The 15,281-nt window shown below is 64.2% G+C and carries 17 protein-coding genes; 4 read left to right on the top strand and 13 right to left on the bottom strand.

The genetic code is table 11. From position 1 onward, the window contains the following. Positions 1-12: 12 nt before the first annotated feature. The 3 genes from HCR76_RS01185 to HCR76_RS01175 form a co-directional block, all read right to left on the bottom strand. Positions 13-1,053 carry an ABC transporter substrate-binding protein gene (locus HCR76_RS01185; RefSeq protein WP_166985635.1) on the bottom strand — a complete coding sequence of 347 codons (1,041 nt, stop codon included), beginning with the start codon at positions 1,051-1,053 and terminating at the stop codon, positions 13-15. Between the two features lie 140 nt (positions 1,054-1,193). Then, positions 1,194-1,880 carry a response regulator transcription factor gene (locus HCR76_RS01180; protein WP_166985638.1) on the bottom strand — a complete coding sequence of 229 codons (687 nt, stop codon included), beginning with the start codon at positions 1,878-1,880 and terminating at the stop codon, positions 1,194-1,196. A gap of 5 nt (positions 1,881-1,885) precedes the next feature. Then, entirely contained in the window at positions 1,886-2,815 is a 930-nt protein-coding gene (locus HCR76_RS01175) for a sensor histidine kinase (protein WP_166985641.1), read from the bottom strand. A gap of 138 nt (positions 2,816-2,953) precedes the next feature. On the opposite strand from HCR76_RS01175, the gene HCR76_RS01170 reads away from it, so the two are divergent. The 4 genes from HCR76_RS01170 (at position 2,954) to HCR76_RS01155 (ending at position 7,253) form a co-directional block, all read left to right on the top strand. Further along, positions 2,954-3,859 (top strand): ABC transporter ATP-binding protein, encoded by a 906-nt coding sequence (locus HCR76_RS01170; protein ID WP_244971449.1) that lies wholly within the window; start codon positions 2,954-2,956, stop codon positions 3,857-3,859. Beyond that, positions 3,856-4,677: an ABC transporter permease gene (locus HCR76_RS01165; protein WP_244971448.1), complete on the top strand. Its 822-nt coding sequence runs from the start codon at positions 3,856-3,858 to the stop codon at positions 4,675-4,677. Before HCR76_RS01170 ends, HCR76_RS01165 begins: the two co-directional genes overlap by 4 nt. Positions 4,678-4,750: 73 nt before the next feature. Further along, positions 4,751-6,166: a hypothetical protein gene (locus tag HCR76_RS01160; protein ID WP_166985647.1), complete on the top strand. Its 1,416-nt coding sequence runs from the start codon at positions 4,751-4,753 to the stop codon at positions 6,164-6,166. 82 nt (positions 6,167-6,248) lie between these two features. After that, complete coding sequence (locus tag HCR76_RS01155; RefSeq protein ID WP_166985650.1) at positions 6,249-7,253, top strand: MDR family oxidoreductase; 1,005 nt, start codon at positions 6,249-6,251, stop codon at positions 7,251-7,253. A 4-nt stretch (positions 7,254-7,257) separates the two neighbouring features. Here the strand turns inward: HCR76_RS01155 and HCR76_RS01150 are convergent, their stop codons facing one another. From HCR76_RS01150 to HCR76_RS01105, 10 genes are all read right to left on the bottom strand, one after another. After that, positions 7,258-7,779 carry a hypothetical protein gene (locus HCR76_RS01150; protein ID WP_198248112.1) on the bottom strand — a complete coding sequence of 174 codons (522 nt, stop codon included), beginning with the start codon at positions 7,777-7,779 and terminating at the stop codon, positions 7,258-7,260. Positions 7,780-7,860: 81 nt separating this feature from the next. Then, positions 7,861-8,577, bottom strand: a complete 717-nt coding sequence (locus HCR76_RS01145) for a Type 1 glutamine amidotransferase-like domain-containing protein (protein WP_166985652.1) — start codon at positions 8,575-8,577, stop codon at positions 7,861-7,863. Further along, entirely contained in the window at positions 8,574-9,926 is a 1,353-nt protein-coding gene (gene hemL / locus HCR76_RS01140; protein WP_166985655.1) for a glutamate-1-semialdehyde 2,1-aminomutase, read from the bottom strand. The genes HCR76_RS01145 and hemL overlap by 4 nt, the downstream gene beginning before the upstream one ends. Then, complete coding sequence (gene hemB, locus HCR76_RS01135; RefSeq protein ID WP_166985658.1) at positions 9,923-10,897, bottom strand: porphobilinogen synthase; 975 nt, start codon at positions 10,895-10,897, stop codon at positions 9,923-9,925. The genes hemL and hemB overlap by 4 nt, the downstream gene beginning before the upstream one ends. Positions 10,898-10,921: 24 nt before the next feature. Then, positions 10,922-11,776 (bottom strand): uroporphyrinogen-III synthase, encoded by an 855-nt coding sequence (locus HCR76_RS01130; protein ID WP_166985661.1) that lies wholly within the window; start codon positions 11,774-11,776, stop codon positions 10,922-10,924. Beyond that, positions 11,773-12,777, bottom strand: a complete 1,005-nt coding sequence (gene hemC / locus HCR76_RS01125) for a hydroxymethylbilane synthase (protein ID WP_166985664.1) — start codon at positions 12,775-12,777, stop codon at positions 11,773-11,775. The genes HCR76_RS01130 and hemC overlap by 4 nt, the downstream gene beginning before the upstream one ends. Continuing rightward, positions 12,774-13,814 carry a ferrochelatase gene (locus HCR76_RS01120; RefSeq protein WP_244971446.1) on the bottom strand — a complete coding sequence of 347 codons (1,041 nt, stop codon included), beginning with the start codon at positions 13,812-13,814 and terminating at the stop codon, positions 12,774-12,776. Before HCR76_RS01120 ends, hemC begins: the two co-directional genes overlap by 4 nt. After that, on the bottom strand, positions 13,811-14,545 hold the full coding sequence (hemQ, locus tag HCR76_RS01115; protein WP_166985667.1) for a hydrogen peroxide-dependent heme synthase: 735 nt from the start codon (positions 14,543-14,545) through the stop codon (positions 13,811-13,813). The genes HCR76_RS01120 and hemQ overlap by 4 nt, the downstream gene beginning before the upstream one ends. A gap of 129 nt (positions 14,546-14,674) precedes the next feature. Further along, on the bottom strand, positions 14,675-14,893 hold the full coding sequence (locus HCR76_RS01110) for a DUF3618 domain-containing protein (RefSeq protein WP_166985670.1): 219 nt from the start codon (positions 14,891-14,893) through the stop codon (positions 14,675-14,677). Continuing rightward, positions 14,883-15,278, bottom strand: a complete 396-nt coding sequence (locus HCR76_RS01105) for a phage holin family protein (RefSeq protein ID WP_166985673.1) — start codon at positions 15,276-15,278, stop codon at positions 14,883-14,885. Before HCR76_RS01105 ends, HCR76_RS01110 begins: the two co-directional genes overlap by 11 nt. Between the last annotated feature and the right edge of the window lie 3 nt (positions 15,279-15,281).

Below are 15,281 nucleotides of genomic sequence, written 5' to 3'. Positions count from 1 at the left end.
CGACGTGCCCCGTCAGCTCTTCGGCGCCGGTGCGACTTCTGCGTCGAATCGCGCGGTCAGCTCATTGCGCGCCTTGCCCATCTCAGAGATGTCGGCATCGAGCAGGTTCAGCGTTGTCGGATCGACCATGTCGTCGGTGATCGTCGCGTCGGGGTTCGTCGGGATGCTGTAGGTTCCGACAGTCGCTGCAAGATCCTGGGCCTCGGCGGTCAAGGACCACTCGATAAACTTCTTTGCAGCCTCCGGATGCTTCGCATTCTTGATTAGCGAAACCGCTCCGACCTCGTAGTCGGCGCCCTCCTCTGGGTAGGTGGCGACGAGCTGCGTGAACCCTTCGTTGACGAACTTCTGGCAGTCCTGGGCGAAGATCACCCCGACGCCGACCTCACCACGGCCGGCCATCTGACCTGGTGCGCTTCCGCTCTTTGAGTACTGCAGAACGTTTGAGTGCATCTGCTTGAAGTAGTCGATCGCCGCGTCCTGGTCGCCGTCGTTCAAGATGACCTGGCTCCACACGGCCTGGTAGGCCGTTCCAGACGTCGCGGGATGCGCCATCGCGATGTTTGACTTGAGCTTCGGGTCGAGCAGGTCCTGCCATGACGTCGGCGGGTCGATGCCGAGCTTCTCGAGAACGTCGGTGTTCGAGCAGAAGCTCAGCGCGCCGACGTAGATGCCCGTCCAGTACCCCTCCGGATCTTTGTACTCGTCGGGGATCGCCGCTGCGCCGTCTGGAACGAAGTGCTCGATGAGCCCCGCTTCGTGTGCGGCGATGTGGCCGTCGGCTCCCGCGCCGAACCAGGCGTCGAACTCGGGGGTGTCGCCGGAGGCCGACAGTCGAGCGACGGCCTCGCCGCCGCTCAGACGCACATAGTTTGCCTCGATTCCGGTCTCCTCGGTGAAGGCTGAGGCGACGAGCTGGCACCAGTCCTCTTGGGGGCTGCAGACGAATGTCAGGGATTCGTCGCTCCCCGACCCGGAACTGGCGCTGCAGCCCGAGAGCATGATCGCTCCCGTGGCGAGAGCTGCGGCAACGGTCAGCACTTTGCGGCGCATAGTGAACTCCTTCGTTCGTGAGATCTGCAGGACTCGAGCACGTCTCGGCGCTCGGATGCGTGTGTCTTCAACGCTAGAGAGCGGCACTGCAGCGCAGAGTGACAACGCGAGTGTCAACAGTCACAATCCTGTGACCGTGGTCATCGCGTGATGAGACGGTAGCCCGTTCCTCTGACGCTCTCGATGAGCTGACCGCGTCCCGGACGCGAGTCCTCGATCTTGTGCCGCATTCGGTACACGGTCGTCTTGATCATCTCTCTGCCTCCGAGTAGGCCGGCGCTCCGCCAGCCTGCAAGCAGCAGCTCGTCGAACGGCACTGTCTCGTCCGGCCGGGAGATGAACGCCGACAGCACCTTGAACTCGCTTGGGGTGAGCATGACGCGCACGCCGTCGACGAGCACAGAGTCCCCGGCGGGGTCGAGTTCGAACGGGCCAGCTGTCGACCGAGACGAGTCGTCATAACGCCTGACGAGACGCTGCGCTCGGAGGGCGAGCTCTCTCGGGTGGAACGGCTTGACGACATAGTCGTCTGCGTCGGCCTCGAGGCCGGCGACGCGGTCAGCTGATTCACCTTTCGCAGTGAGCAGGATGATGGGGATCTCATATGTCGCCTTGACACGTCGGCACATCGTGATTCCCGAGACGCCGGGGAGCATGACGTCGAGCACGATCAGGTCAGGCATCGTCGTGTGAAGCGCAGCCCACAGGGCCTCGCCCGATCGGAACGCGCGCTGCTGGAACCCCTGCGTCTCAAGGGCGAACGTCACAATGTCGAGCATCGCTGGCTCATCATCGACGACGAACGCGAGGGGAAGGGCATCAGCCAAATCGATCACTCCTTGATGGGAAGCGTGAACATCATCGTCGTTCCACGCCCGGTTATCGTATCGACGAAGATCCGTCCGCCGTGCAGCTCAATCACTTGCTGCGAGATGAACAGCCCGATTCCTGTTCCGTTTCCCAACGGACGTCCGCTCGAGAACCTTTGAAACAGGCGGTCACGCTGTGCGGCGCTCATTCCCGTTCCGCCGTCGCTCACCGAGACCATTGCGTAGCCGTCTCCCGACGTCACACGCACCTCGACGGAGGAATGATGCGGGTCGCTTCGTGCCGCATTCATAATGAGGTTAGTGACGACTTGACGAATAAGCTCCGGATCCCCATGCGCCCTGACCGGCGCTCCCGGCGCGTCAAGCACAATGGGCACGTCGGCGACGTGCGCGAGATCACCAACGACCTCACGCAGGAGCGCCCGCATGTCGATCGTGGTTGGCTTCACTTCGAATACCCCTGCCTCGATGCGGGACTGCGTCAACAGCTGCTCAGCGAGATGAGACATGCGCTCCGTGTTCTCAGCGATGCGTCGCACGAATCGCCTCTGACCCGGTGTTAGTGTTCCTGGACGCTCCTCAGCCAGGAGCTCCACCGATCCATGGATGACAGCCAGCGGTGTGCGAACTTCGTGGCTCAACATCGACACTTGGTCAGCTCGCCGCGCCTCAAGCTGGCGCAAGTGTGCATTGGTTGCAAGGTCGATTCGGCGCCGCCGAACAATTAGCATGAGGCCACTGAGTGCCGACAGGCTGGAAAAAGTTATGGCGAACAGTGCAGCCAATGGGGCAGACAACGAAAGCACGGCTCCACCGACGGCAAAGCTAAGTGATACGAGAAATACGACCAATACGTCGATTCCAACAGCTGCCAGCAGCGAAACGCGGAGCGGATCTCGTGCACTGCGGTCTTTGTGCGACTTCTTTGGCATTGACACCTCCGTGAACGCGACATAACTCTAACGAGGCCACTGACGCGAGCAAACCGAACGCACCATCTCCGACCTCCGACGGATGCGCCGCGTCGCGGCATGCGCAACACTGTAAGCAGCACAGCGAAAGGAGCACGCGTGAGTGATCCCGAAGTGACCATCGAGTTTGCCGGCCTCACCAAGACCTTCGGCGGCTTCACAGCCGTGGACGACGTATCGTTCGCCGTCAAACCGGGGCGTGTCACCGGGTTTCTCGGCCCCAACGGCGCTGGCAAGACGACGAGCCTTCGCACGTTGCTCGGACTCGTGAACCCCACAAGCGGAACGGCGACGTTCGGCGGCAGACGCTACCGCGAGCTCGCCTCGCCCCTCACCACCGTCGGCGCCGCTCTCGAGGCTGCGAGCTTTCACCCGGGCCGAACGGCGCGCCATCATCTGGAGATCTACGCGAGGGCGGCAGGGCTGCCGCTGCAGCGCGCACGCGAGGTGCTCGCTCTCGTCGGCCTCGACTCTTTCGTCGACAAGCGTGTAGGCGGCTATTCCCTCGGCATGCGGCAACGGCTGGGCCTGGCGTACGCCATGCTCGGCGACCCCCGCGTGCTCGTGTTGGACGAGCCCGTCAATGGCCTGGACCCCGAGGGCATCAAGTGGATGCGCGAGCTGCTGCGCAATCTCGCGGCTGAGGGTCGCACCGTGCTGATCTCATCTCACCTCTTGAGCGAGGTTCAGCAGACGGTCGATGATGTCGTGATCATCTCCAAAGGCGAGATCGTGCACGAGGGGACCCTCGCCGATCTCGACACAGGGGATCAGCTTCGCGTTCACGTTGACTCGCCCGACCGCGCCGCCCTCGGGGCCGCGCTCGAGTCAGCGGGTTTCACATTCGAAACGAGCCGGTCCGGTTTCATCGTCAGCGATGTCGAGCCGGGGGTTGTCGGACACACGGCGTTCGTCTCTGGCGTCGAGCTCAACGCTCTGCAGCGCAAGGCGTCAGGTCTCGAAGAGAGATTCTTGTCGATCGTCGGAGGGGGTGATGTGTCGTGAGCTTGCTCATCGCCGCAACCCGAGCTGAATTCGCCAAGGTATTCACAACGCGCATCTGGTGGATCCTGCTGCTCATTCTCGGTGCCTACGTCGCCCTGCTCTCTGGTGGTCTCGCGCTGTTGTTCGGCGCAACATCCGAAGGGCTGCTTGGGGCTTCCGCCGGGGCACAGCAGATGCCGACAGACGGGCTCGCCCCCACGATCTACAGCACGGCGACGAGCATCGGGTATGTGTTTCCCTTCCTGCTCGGTGCTCTCGCCACGACGGGCGAATTCCGCCACCAGACGCTGACACCCACGTTTCTCGCCACGCCGAAGCGCGGTGTGGTGCTGTTGGCCAAGGCCATCGCGCTGTTTCTGCTCGGTGCGGCATTTGGCGTCGTGGCTCTTGCCTGTGCCGTCGGAGCGGGTTCGGCGGGGCTTGCGGGGTTCGGCATCGACACGGCCCTCGACTCGTCAGACACCTGGGCGATGATCGCTCGTTCGATTCTCGCGATGGCCATCTGGTCGGTGCTCGGTGTCGGGCTCGGATCGATCATTCCCAACCAGGTGGCGGCAATCGTCATCGTGCTCGCATTCACGCAGTTCGTCGAGCCGATCCTTCGCTCCGTCGGCGCCCTCGCCGACTGGATCGGCCAGGTCACCAAGTGGCTGCCCGGCGCCGCAAGCGACGCGCTGGTCGGCTCGAGCTTCTATTCGGTGATGGGCACGGGCGGAACCCAGCTCGACTGGTGGGCCGGTGGTGCGGTTCTGCTCGGCATTGCGCTTATCGTCACGATTCTGGGATGGCTCATCACCTGGCGGCACGATGTCACCTGATTTCGCGAGAGGATGCCGTTGGCCGCTGTGCAACTCACAGGAGGCGCCTGTGCGCCACCCATAGAATTCATTCATGGAAATCGTCGTCATACTCGCTGTGCTGCTCATCGGCGGTGCGATCACGTACCTCGTGCTCTCCACTCGACGCAAAAGACGCGAGGTCGCGTCGCAGCAGCAGGTCTTCGCTCAGGTCGACGCCCTCGAGGTCTACGCCGGGCAAGCACTTGTGCGTGCCGATGAGCGCATTCGGCTCGCGGCAGACGAGCTCGAGTTCATCACGGCGGAGTTTGGCGACGAGGTGATCTCCCGATTCACGAGGGCGATCGCCGGTGCTCGCGGATCGCTCACCGAGGCGTTTCGCCTCAACCAGTTGCTGCACGACGAGAAGCCCGACACTCCAGACGAGCGCCGAAACATGTCGCAGGGCATCATTCAGCACTGTTCCGACGTCGAGAAGTCGCTGGACGAGCAAGCCGATTCCGTGTCGACGCTGCGCGACACCATGCGTAGACTCCCGGATGCTGTCGCTGCGGCCCGTGCCGACATCGCGCGGGTTCGCCAGCACGTTGAGCCTGCGCGCCGCGCTCTCGCCACGGCATCCGACCGCTATGCGGAATCGGCACTGCGTTCCGTCGCCCCCAACGTGGATCAGGCAGAGCGGCTGATCGAGTTCTGCGAGCGCAGCCTGCAGATCGCCGAACAGAAGCACGATGAGCACCTCGCGATCCCGGCCGGGAAGGCACTCACAGTTGCGCGCGAGAGCGTGTCGCGTGCTGACGGTCTGCTGAAGGCCGTCGCCGATTTCGAGATGGAGGCGCTGTCTGCCGAGTCAACGCTTGCTGCCGTGATCGAGGACTCACGCGGTGACATCATCGTCGCCCGCGCCGTCACCGAGAGGCCGAGCGATCTCGATCCCGCGATCGAACGGCTGCGCAGTGCGACCGAGTCCGTCGCGCAGCAGACGGGCAAACGCGATCCATTCGAGACGCTGTCACGACTGCGTGAGGCGAACACCGCGCTTGATGTGATTATGGATCGCATCACGCAGCGCACACGCGACGCCGAGAAGCTGCGCGCACAGCTGCCCACTGCGATTGACGACGCCGAGCGGCAGATTGCCGCGGCAACGAACATCGTCGATAACTACCAGGCGCCCGTCGGCCCCGACGCGCGAACCCGGCTCGCCGAAGCGCGACGTGTTCTCGACTCGGCACGCGTCGAGCACGATACAGCCACCGCCGTCACCAGTGCCCGCCGTGCAGCAGATCTGGCCTCAGAAGCCGCACGGCTCGCAGACAGAGACATTCAGCAGGGCGGAATGTACGCCATGGGGGGTTACGGCCACCAGCGTGGCATGTACGGGCGCGGCGGTTACGCGCGAGGTGGCTTTGGCCGTGGCGGTATGGGTGGCGGTGACATGCTCACCGGCATCCTCGGCGGCATGGTTGTCGGCGGCCTACTCGACGACATGGGCGACATCTTCGACTGAGCACGACAGTGCGTGGCTGAGAACTCTCTCTCCGTGCCTGAGAACTCTATCGTCGCGTATCGATCGCCCGTAGGCTGGCGCCATGACATTTCGCGGATGGATGGTCGAGAAAACCACAGACAACGAGGGTGCCAAGCAGCAGGTTGCTCGGCTCACGGATCTCGAAGCTGATGTTCTGACCGCGGGTGACACGGAGATCGAGACGACAGCGTCGAGCGTCAATTACAAAGACGCACTGGCTCTCACGGGGAGCCCGGGCATCATCAAGGCCTGGCCCTTGATTGCGGGGATCGACGTCGTCGGCACGGTCCGGTCGTCAGACTCGGGTCGGTGGGTGCCGGGAGACCACGTGCTGCTCAACGGCGCGGGCCTCGGCGAGTCGGTGAACGGCGGCCTTGCAGAACGCGCACTCGTCGACGGCTCGCAGCTGGTGCGCGTCCCCCAGAAGTTCACTCCGACGCAGGCCGCGGCGATCGGCACTGCGGGCTTCACGGCCATGCTCGCCGTTCTCGCGATCGAACGTCACGGCGTGAAGCCGGAAGACGGCCCGGTGCTCGTTACGGGTTCCGCGGGGGGCGTCGGGTCGATCACGATCGCCACCCTTGCCCACCTCGGCTACGAGGTCGTTGCGTCAACGGGTCGTGCCGAAACGGAGGGCGACTACCTCTCGAAGCTGGGCGCAACAGACGTCGTCGATCGTGCCGAGTTCAGTGAGTCAGGCAAGCCACTGCAATCACAGCGCTGGGCAGCGGTAGCGGACGCTGTCGGCAGCACGACACTTGCAAACGTGCTCGCCCAGACGAGGTACGGCGGCATCGTGACCGCGTGCGGCATGGCGCAAGGCGCTGACCTGCCAGCATCCGTGGTGCCGTTCATTCTGCGCGGAGTCACGCTCGCGGGCATCAACTCGGTCGAGGCTCCCCACGCACTGCGCGAAGAAGCCTGGTCACGCCTTGCGCAGACGCTCGACCCAGCGCTCCTCGACGACATGACCGAAATCTACGCTCTCGCCGATGCACAGTCGATCGCGGAGCAGGTGCTGGCCGGGACAGTGCGCGGCCGGAGCGTCATCGACGTAACCGCCTAGCGCGTCAGTCCCCGGACGCAGAGCCGTCCTGCTTTTTCGGAGCAGGCTTCTTGGGTGCTGGCTTCTTGGGCGCCGGCTTCTTCGGGGCCTTGCCCGATTCGCCCTCTTCTCCGGTCATGCTCGCAACGGCCTTCGTGCGCGGCTTGGCGTGATGCACGCGGATCTTATGCGGCTTGCGCTCCTCCAGACGCAGCGCGGCGATCAGCTCGATGCCCTTGCGGGTCGACACAAGCACTCGGCGAAATTCTTCATCGACGAGATCGATCACAACAGCGGGCCGCGACCCCTTGAGCACAAGGAAGTCCTTGCCGCCGTGAAACTTCCACTGCCCGACGGCGAGCGTCAGCGGAACCGCTGTGCCCGGCGCGCGCACGCCACGCACCCAGATCCACGGGTCGTCCGTCAGAGCGACCGACCGAATGCTGTCGCGCGGGATCACCAGGGAGTCCTTGCGGCGGGCGAGCATCTTCTCTGCGGCGGTCAGCTTGATCTCAAGTCGATCGGTGTGCAGCAGGATTGACGCCATGCTTCTAGTCTGCCGCTTATATGCCGGTATCGGGATGGTGAAACCTCACAAAGAGGTAACGCCCAGTTTGGTCTCAGGTGATCACGAGGTGGTGCTACCGAGCAGGCGCACGGCGACGGGGTCTTCACAAGCGCCGTCTCCGTCGCGTCTGACACGGAACACCGACCGATCGGGCTTCTCACTGATCGCCTCGACGAACGCGCCGTCGCGAAACACGACGGACGCATAATCATCGATGGCGTATCCATCCGGCAGTTCACTCGACGCCACCCAACGCTGATACTTTTCGCGTCGCCCTGGCTCCCCCAGGTAATGCGGGCAGGCGCTGCCGCCGACGAAGCCGAGTCCATCGAGCAGCGGCGCGAGCGGCCCATACGAGTCTGTCGACGAGCTCTCGAACCAGCAGTTCATGCCCGCGCTGATGCCCGCCAGCACCGTGCCATTCTCAGCCGCTTCGCTGAGCAGGTCAGGAAGCCCGTGCAGACGCCAGATCGCAAGCAGATTCGCGGTCGAGCCGCCTCCGACGTAGATCACGTCCTGCTCGAGAATCATGCGGGGATCGGTGTAACCCCATGGATCGTGGCAGAACAGCGACAGCACGCTCGTCTCTGCTCTGTCGGCAAACGCGTCCTCGAATCGCTTGCTGTACCCGTCGGCGTCGCCGCTCGCCGTGGGCACGAAGCATACGCGCGGCCGCGTCTTTCCCGTGAGGTCGAGGATGTGATCGTCAATCAGCGAGAAGCCGTCGTCTGACATCGAGAAGCCGCCGCCTCCCAAAACGACGATCGTTCCCCTCATCGTGCGGCCGACGCGGATGCTGCAGCGCGCGCCGCCGCGGGAAGGGCGTCGATGATGCGGTTCACCGCTGCGTCGTCGTGCGCCGCCGTGACGAACCAAGCTTCAAACACGCTCGGCGGCAGGGCAACCCCTGCGTCGAGCATCGCGTGAAAGAAGGGCGGATACCGCCAGGCATCCTGTGCCTGCACGTCGGCGTAGTCGACCGGCGTCGCATCCGTGAACGCGAAGCTGAAAAGGTTGCCCGCTCGCTGAACAGAGTGGGCAACGCCTTCTCGCTCGAACGCCTGTGATACTTCTGCGGCGAGCACGTCTGCCGTGCTGTCGAGGTGCGCGTATACGGCTGGGGTGGCGCCCTGAAGCGTCGCGATTCCTGCGGCCATGGCGACGGGGTTCCCCGAGAGGGTCCCTGCCTGGTAGACCGGTCCGGTCGGTGCGAGGTACTCCATCACGTCTGCGCGTCCGCCCAGTGCGGCGACGGGCATGCCGCCGCCAATCACTTTTCCGAATGTGAAGAGGTCGGGCTGGTAGGCCGGGCCGTCCAGCGCCTCGATCTTCCAGTAGCCGCCAGATGAGACGCGGAACCCCGTGAGCACCTCGTCGAGAATGAGAAGCGCTCCGTGCTCGTGGGCAATGGTGGCGAGCGCCGCGTTATAGCCCGGCTGCGGCGCGAGCACACCCATGTTCGCCGCGGCCGCCTCGACGATGATGCCGGCGATGCGATCGCCGTGCTCGGCGAAGGCAGCGCTCACAGCCTCGATGTCGTTGTAGGGAAGCACGAGTGTCTGAGCCGCGACTGGCGCGGGCACGCCGGCCGAACCGGGGAGCGCCATTGTCGCGACGCCGGAGCCTGCGGCAGCGAGTAGTCCGTCTGAGTGGCCGTGATAGTGCCCGGCGAACTTGATCAGAAGGTCTCGGCCGGTGAAACCACGCGCGAGTCGAATGGCGCTCATTGTCGCCTCGGTTCCCGTCGACACGAGCCGCAGTCGCTCGATCGGCCGCACATCAGTGCCATTCGGCCCCACGGCCGAGACTCGGCGCTCCACGAGTTCGGCGAGCACCGTTTCGCTCGGAGTCGAGGCTCCGAATGAGAGGCCGAGTGCTGCGGCATCCTGAACCGCCTTCACGACGGACGGCTCGGCATGGCCGAGAATCGCCGGACCCCAGGACGCCACGAGATCGACGTAGTCAGTGCCGTCGGCGTCGTAGACGTGCGCCCCCTCGGCGCGAACGAGGAAGCGCGGTGTTCCGCCGACGGAACCATAGGCACGCACGGGGGAGTTCACCCCGCCGGGAATCGCGTGCTTCGCCCGCTCGAAGAGTTCGTCATTCACATGCTGCGAGTCGTTCACGTGATCCACTCCGCGATCTCGGTTGCCCAGTAGGTGAGCACGGTGTCTGCGCCGGCGCGGCGAATGCCGAGCACCGACTCGAGCACTGCCGCTTTTCTGTCGATCCACCCCTGCGCGGCCGCCGCCTCGATCATCGCGTACTCGCCAGAGATCTGGTATGCCCACACAGGAATGTCCGAGATCTCGGCGACGTCGCTCAGCACGTCGAGGTAGCTCATTGCCGGCTTCACCATGACGATGTCAGCGCCCTCGGCGATGTCGAGGGTCGCCTCCCGAAGACCTTCGCGCCGGTTTGACGGGTCTTGCTGGTACGTGCGCCGGTCGCCCGTCAGTTGAGAGTCGACAGCTTCACGGAACGGACCGTAAAACGCGGACGAATACTTGGCGGCGTACGCAAGCACAGCGGTGTCGATGTAGCCGGCGGCATCGAGGGCGTCGAGTACCACGGCCACCTGACCGTCCATCATGCCGCTCAGCCCAAGGATGCTTGAGCCGGCGAACGCCTGCGCAACCGCCATCTCTGCATACCGCTCGAGCGTTGCATCGTTGTCGACGCGCCCCGACGAGTCGAGAACACCGCAGTGCCCGTGATCGGTGAACTCGTCAAGGCACAGGTCGGTCTGCACGACGAGGGCATCGCCGACCTCACGTGCGAGGAGCTCGGTCGCACGATTCAGGATTCCGTCTGGAGCCGTCGCCTGGGTGCCCGTCGCGTCGCGCACTGTGGGGATGCCGAAGAGCATGACGCCTCCGACGCCGGCCTCAGCCGCGGTTTCAGCAGCCCGGACAAGTGAGTCCATCGAGTGCTGCGACACCCCGGGCATCGAACTGATGGGCACGGACGCTACGGCGTCTTCGCGCACGAACAGCGGCAGAACGAGGTCTGCGGGGTGAAGCCGAGTTTCGGCGACCAGCCGCCGCATCGCCGGTGTTGTGCGCAGTCGACGCGGGCGAATGCTGGGAGGTGTCATGCTTCTCCAATTCTTGAGCGGCAACTACTTCGCATTGCGGCGTTCATCGACGATGCGAATCGCCGACGTAATCACCTCGCTTTGCTTCGAGGAACGCACTGCCTCGTCGAGGCCACCAGACACCACGACACGCACCACAGTGTCGAGAAGCGCCTCGACAGTCTGACGCGGTGAGACGATGTGCACGGTCAGGCCAGCCTTCTCGGCATCCTTCGCCGTTCTCGGCCCGATCGCAGCAATGAGCGTTGTCGGTGGCAGGTCCGTGAACTGCTCGACGACCTGCTCGGCGACGGATCCGCTTGTGACGAGAATCGCATTCGTACGGCCACTCGCGACATCGTCGAATACCTTCGGCGTCACGGGCTCGCCGACGGTGCGATACGCGATGACGGATCGCACGTCATGCCCTGCCTCGGTGAGCCCTTTCGACAGCACGGGCTTGGCGATCTCGGAGCGCAGGGCGAGAAACTTCTTCGGGTCGTGTTCCAGAGCGGTGAGCTGCGCCACCATCCCCTTCGCCGAATTGTCCTTCTCGGGCAGAAGGTCGACGTGATAGCCGACGGCCTGCAGCGCGGCGGCAGTGGTTTCGCCGACGGCAGCGATCTTTGTGGATGCTGGCACCTTCACGCGCTGGCTGTAGAGCACATCGACAGCCGTCGCACTCGTCACAGTGAGCCAGTCGAAGACTCCGGCGGAAAGGTCATCGAGTGCTGTGCTCAATGTTTCGGGGTCGGAGGTGGCGGCGAAGTTGATCATGGGAGCGATAACGGGCGTCGCCCCGCGTTCGCGGAGCTCGGCTGCGACGTCGTCTCCCCAGGGGCCGCCTCTCGGCACCAGCACACGCCAGCCCTTCAACGGTTTGATCGGTGGAGTCGTCATGATTCCCTCAACGGTGCAATGTCAGCGGCTCCTGCAGCGAGGAGCGCGTCAGCCAGGTCTGCTCCCGCACGCGTCGCGCGCTCGTTGAGCGCACGATCATCGTGAGAGGGAGCGGCTGTGCCAGGGGTTTGCGCACTCGGCCGAACATCACCGATTGCGATGTTCACAGTGTGCGTGCGCATTTCGGATCCGTCAAGCGCGTAAACGCGCGCAGTGACGGTGAGGTCGTCGCCCGTCATCACGGCGTGCGCACCGATGGGCGCCGCGCAGCCAGCCTCGAGGCGAGCGAGAACGCCGCGCTCTGCACTGGCAACGGCAGATGCCTCGACATCGTGAACGGCGGCAAGGGCTCGACGAAGCGGTGCATCAGCGTCGAGGGCGTCAAGATCGGCCGAGCGCACTTCGACGGCGAGAATTCCCTGCGCCGGCGCCGTCGGCCAGTCGGAAAGGTCGAAGTACTCTGTGACACGGTCGCTGAGCTGCAGCCGAGCAAGTCCCGCTGCGGCGAGCACAACGGCGTCGAGTTTGCCCGTATCGACGAATCCGAGGCGCGTTCCCACATTTCCCCGAATATCGACGACGACGAGGTCGGGACGGCGATGCTTCAACTGCGCCACCCGGCGCGGTGAACCCGTTCCGACACGAGCGCCCTCCGGCAGTTGCGCAAGAGTCAGCCCGTCGCGGGCGCACAGCGCGTCACGGGCGTCTTCGCGCTCGGGCACGGCACCGACAGCGAGCCCGGGGAACGAGGCGGTCGGCAGGTCCTTCATCGAGTGCACGACCACGTCGCATTCTCCGTCGAGAAGCGATTCGCGCAGCGCAGCGGCGAACACGCCAGTTCCGCCGAGGCTCGAGAGCGACGCACGCGACACGTCGCCGTGCGTTGTCACGGGCACGAGCTCTGCCTCGCCGCCGATCGCGGCAGCGAGCCGACGGGCGACGCCGCCAGCCTGAGCCGTCGCCAGCGCGCTTCCGCGAGTGCCGACCAGCAGTGCCGTCATCGTGAGTTCGTCACCACCGCATCGAGCGCGGCCCCCTGCGCTGGGTGATCTGGCCACGGGCCGAGCGGAGACTCGTGCGGTCGTTCAGCCGCAGGAACCTCATCGATGCGCTCCCTCAGCAGGTCCACAAGTCCCGAGACAAACGCGGGATGAATGCCGGGAGTCGGCACACGCACAGCGCGAATGCTGTTCTCGCCGGCGGACTCCATGGCCTCATTGTCGAGATCCCAGAGCACTTCCATGTGATCGCTCACGAAGCCAATCGGCACGATCACGAGTCCGTCCACGCCGTCGAGCTGCGCAATCGCATCGTTGATGTCAGGCTCAAGCCAGGGTGTTGACGGGCTGCCCGAACGCGACTGATACACGAGGCTGTGGGGCGCGTCGGTGCCGACGGCACGCAGGATCGCATCGGCAGCGGCACGGTGCTGCGCCTCGTATGCGCCTCCTTCGCCGTACTCTGGCCCCGATTCCGTCGCGGCAGCTGTCGGAATGGAGTGCGTGACGAACATCACGTGCGTATTCGCGGCATCCGCCAACTCGTCGAGTGCCGCACGCACCCCCTCGACGAATGGCGTGATGAAACCCGGGTGATCAAAGAATTCACGGATGCGGCTGATGCGCACCTCGCCACGCAGTCCGGTGTCGTCAAGCGCACGCTCAAAGTCTTCGCGATACTGGCCGACGCCGGAGTACGACGTGTAGGCGCTCGTCACGATCACAAGCACGTCGCGCTTTCCGTCGGCGTGCAGCTCACGAAGCGCGTCAGTGAAGTAGGGGTTCCAGTTGCGGTTTCCCCAGTACACCGGTAGGTCGATGCCCTGCCGCGCAAGCTCGGCCTCAAGCGCAGCCTTGAGATCGCGGTTCTGAGCATTGATGGGTGACACTCCACCGTGATGCCGGTAATGCACAGCGACTTCTTCGAGGCGCTCCTCGGGGATGCCCTTGCCGCGCGTAACATTCTTGAGGAACGGAATGACATCGGCCTGGCCCTCGGGCCCGCCGAAGCTTGCAAGCAGAATTGCGTCGTAGCTCACGACAATACCTCCGCGATCTCGGACGTCTGAATGCGACGTCCCGTGTAGAACGGCACCTCTTCACGCACATGCATACGCGCATCGGTGTAACGCAGATCGCGCATCATGTCGACGAGTTCGGTGAGCTCGTCTGATTCGATGGGAAGCACCCATTCGTAGTCGCCGAGGGCAAAAGCCGCGACGGTGTTGGCAATGGCGCCGCTGAATGCCGCGCCCTTGCGTCCGTGGTTGGCGAGCATGCGGGAACGCTCCTCGTCTGGAAGCAGGTACCAGTCGTAGCTGCGCACGAACGGGTAGACGACGATCCAGTCCTTTGGCGCGAGTCCCTTGAGAAATCCGGGCACGTGTCGCTTGTTGAACTCGGCGTCGCGATGACAGGCCATCGCGTTCCATGTCGGTAGGAGCGGGGAGATAAGCCCGGTGCGTCGCAGTATGCGCAACGCCGCCTGAATGTCTTGGGCCCGGTCGCCGTGCAGCCAGACCATGAGGTCGGCGTCGGCTTTGAAGCCCGAAACATCGTAGAAGCCGCGGAGCGTGACTCCGAGATCGGCCGCAGCACGCACAGCGTCATCGAGCTCGGAGGCCGATCGTTCGGTGGGGGCAACGGGTGAACGAGGGTTTCGTCGGAAGACGGCCCAGAGGGTGAAACCGCTGAGAGGGAGGTCTTCCTGCGCTGAAGGGGAGGCGTCGTGAGGGTTCGACAGAGCCTCGGCAGAGGCAGGTGCAGTCATGCTCTCCATAATCTCTCACGACACAGCGGAGAGCAAAACGACTGTGCGCAATCACGCGTCAGGCGCAATGGCAGAGATGATCGTCGTCGAACGCCACGGATGCTGCGAACGACGAAAATGCACCCGTGTTTATCTGATAACCCTGCGCACGACTGCCCAGACGCCGAGTCCAACCGCGGCAGCGACTCCGGCGGCTCCTGCGACAAGTGCCGTCGGGTTCTGTGCACGCAGGCGTGCATACGTCGCCTTCGCCTGCTTAGGCACGTTGAGCTTGTCTTCCAGCGCGTCGAGGGTCGACGCAAGCTGTGCACGAGCTTCGGCCGCCGTTGGCAGCTTCTCATCGGTCATAGGAGCCGACTCCCTTCAGCGCGTCGATGTCTTGCTTCACGCTCTCGACAGGGTCTGGATCCTTGCCGATCTTCTTGAAGAACGACACCCCGATGAGTGCCAGGATCACGGCAATGAGCACGAATGCTGCGAACACGCACAGCGCTGCGAGCCAGGGGGGAAGCACGAGCGCGAGCGCGAGAATTCCCACGGCGACGAGCACGCCGATCGCAAAATACAGGAAGATCAGCGCACCCACGAAGAGGCCAGCGCCGATTCCGGCGTACTTGCCCATGTGAATGGCCTTGGTCTTTGCCTGCTCGATCTCGGCCTTGATGAGGTCGGTGATGAGCCCGGGCAACGAGCGCACAAGGGAAATAAGGGATTCATTGCTGCGATCAGTCATCGT

Source organism: Paramicrobacterium chengjingii (assembly GCF_011751765.2).
GTDB lineage: Bacteria > Actinomycetota > Actinomycetes > Actinomycetales > Microbacteriaceae > Paramicrobacterium > Paramicrobacterium chengjingii.
This window is presented reverse-complemented; position numbering and strand designations above follow the sequence as displayed.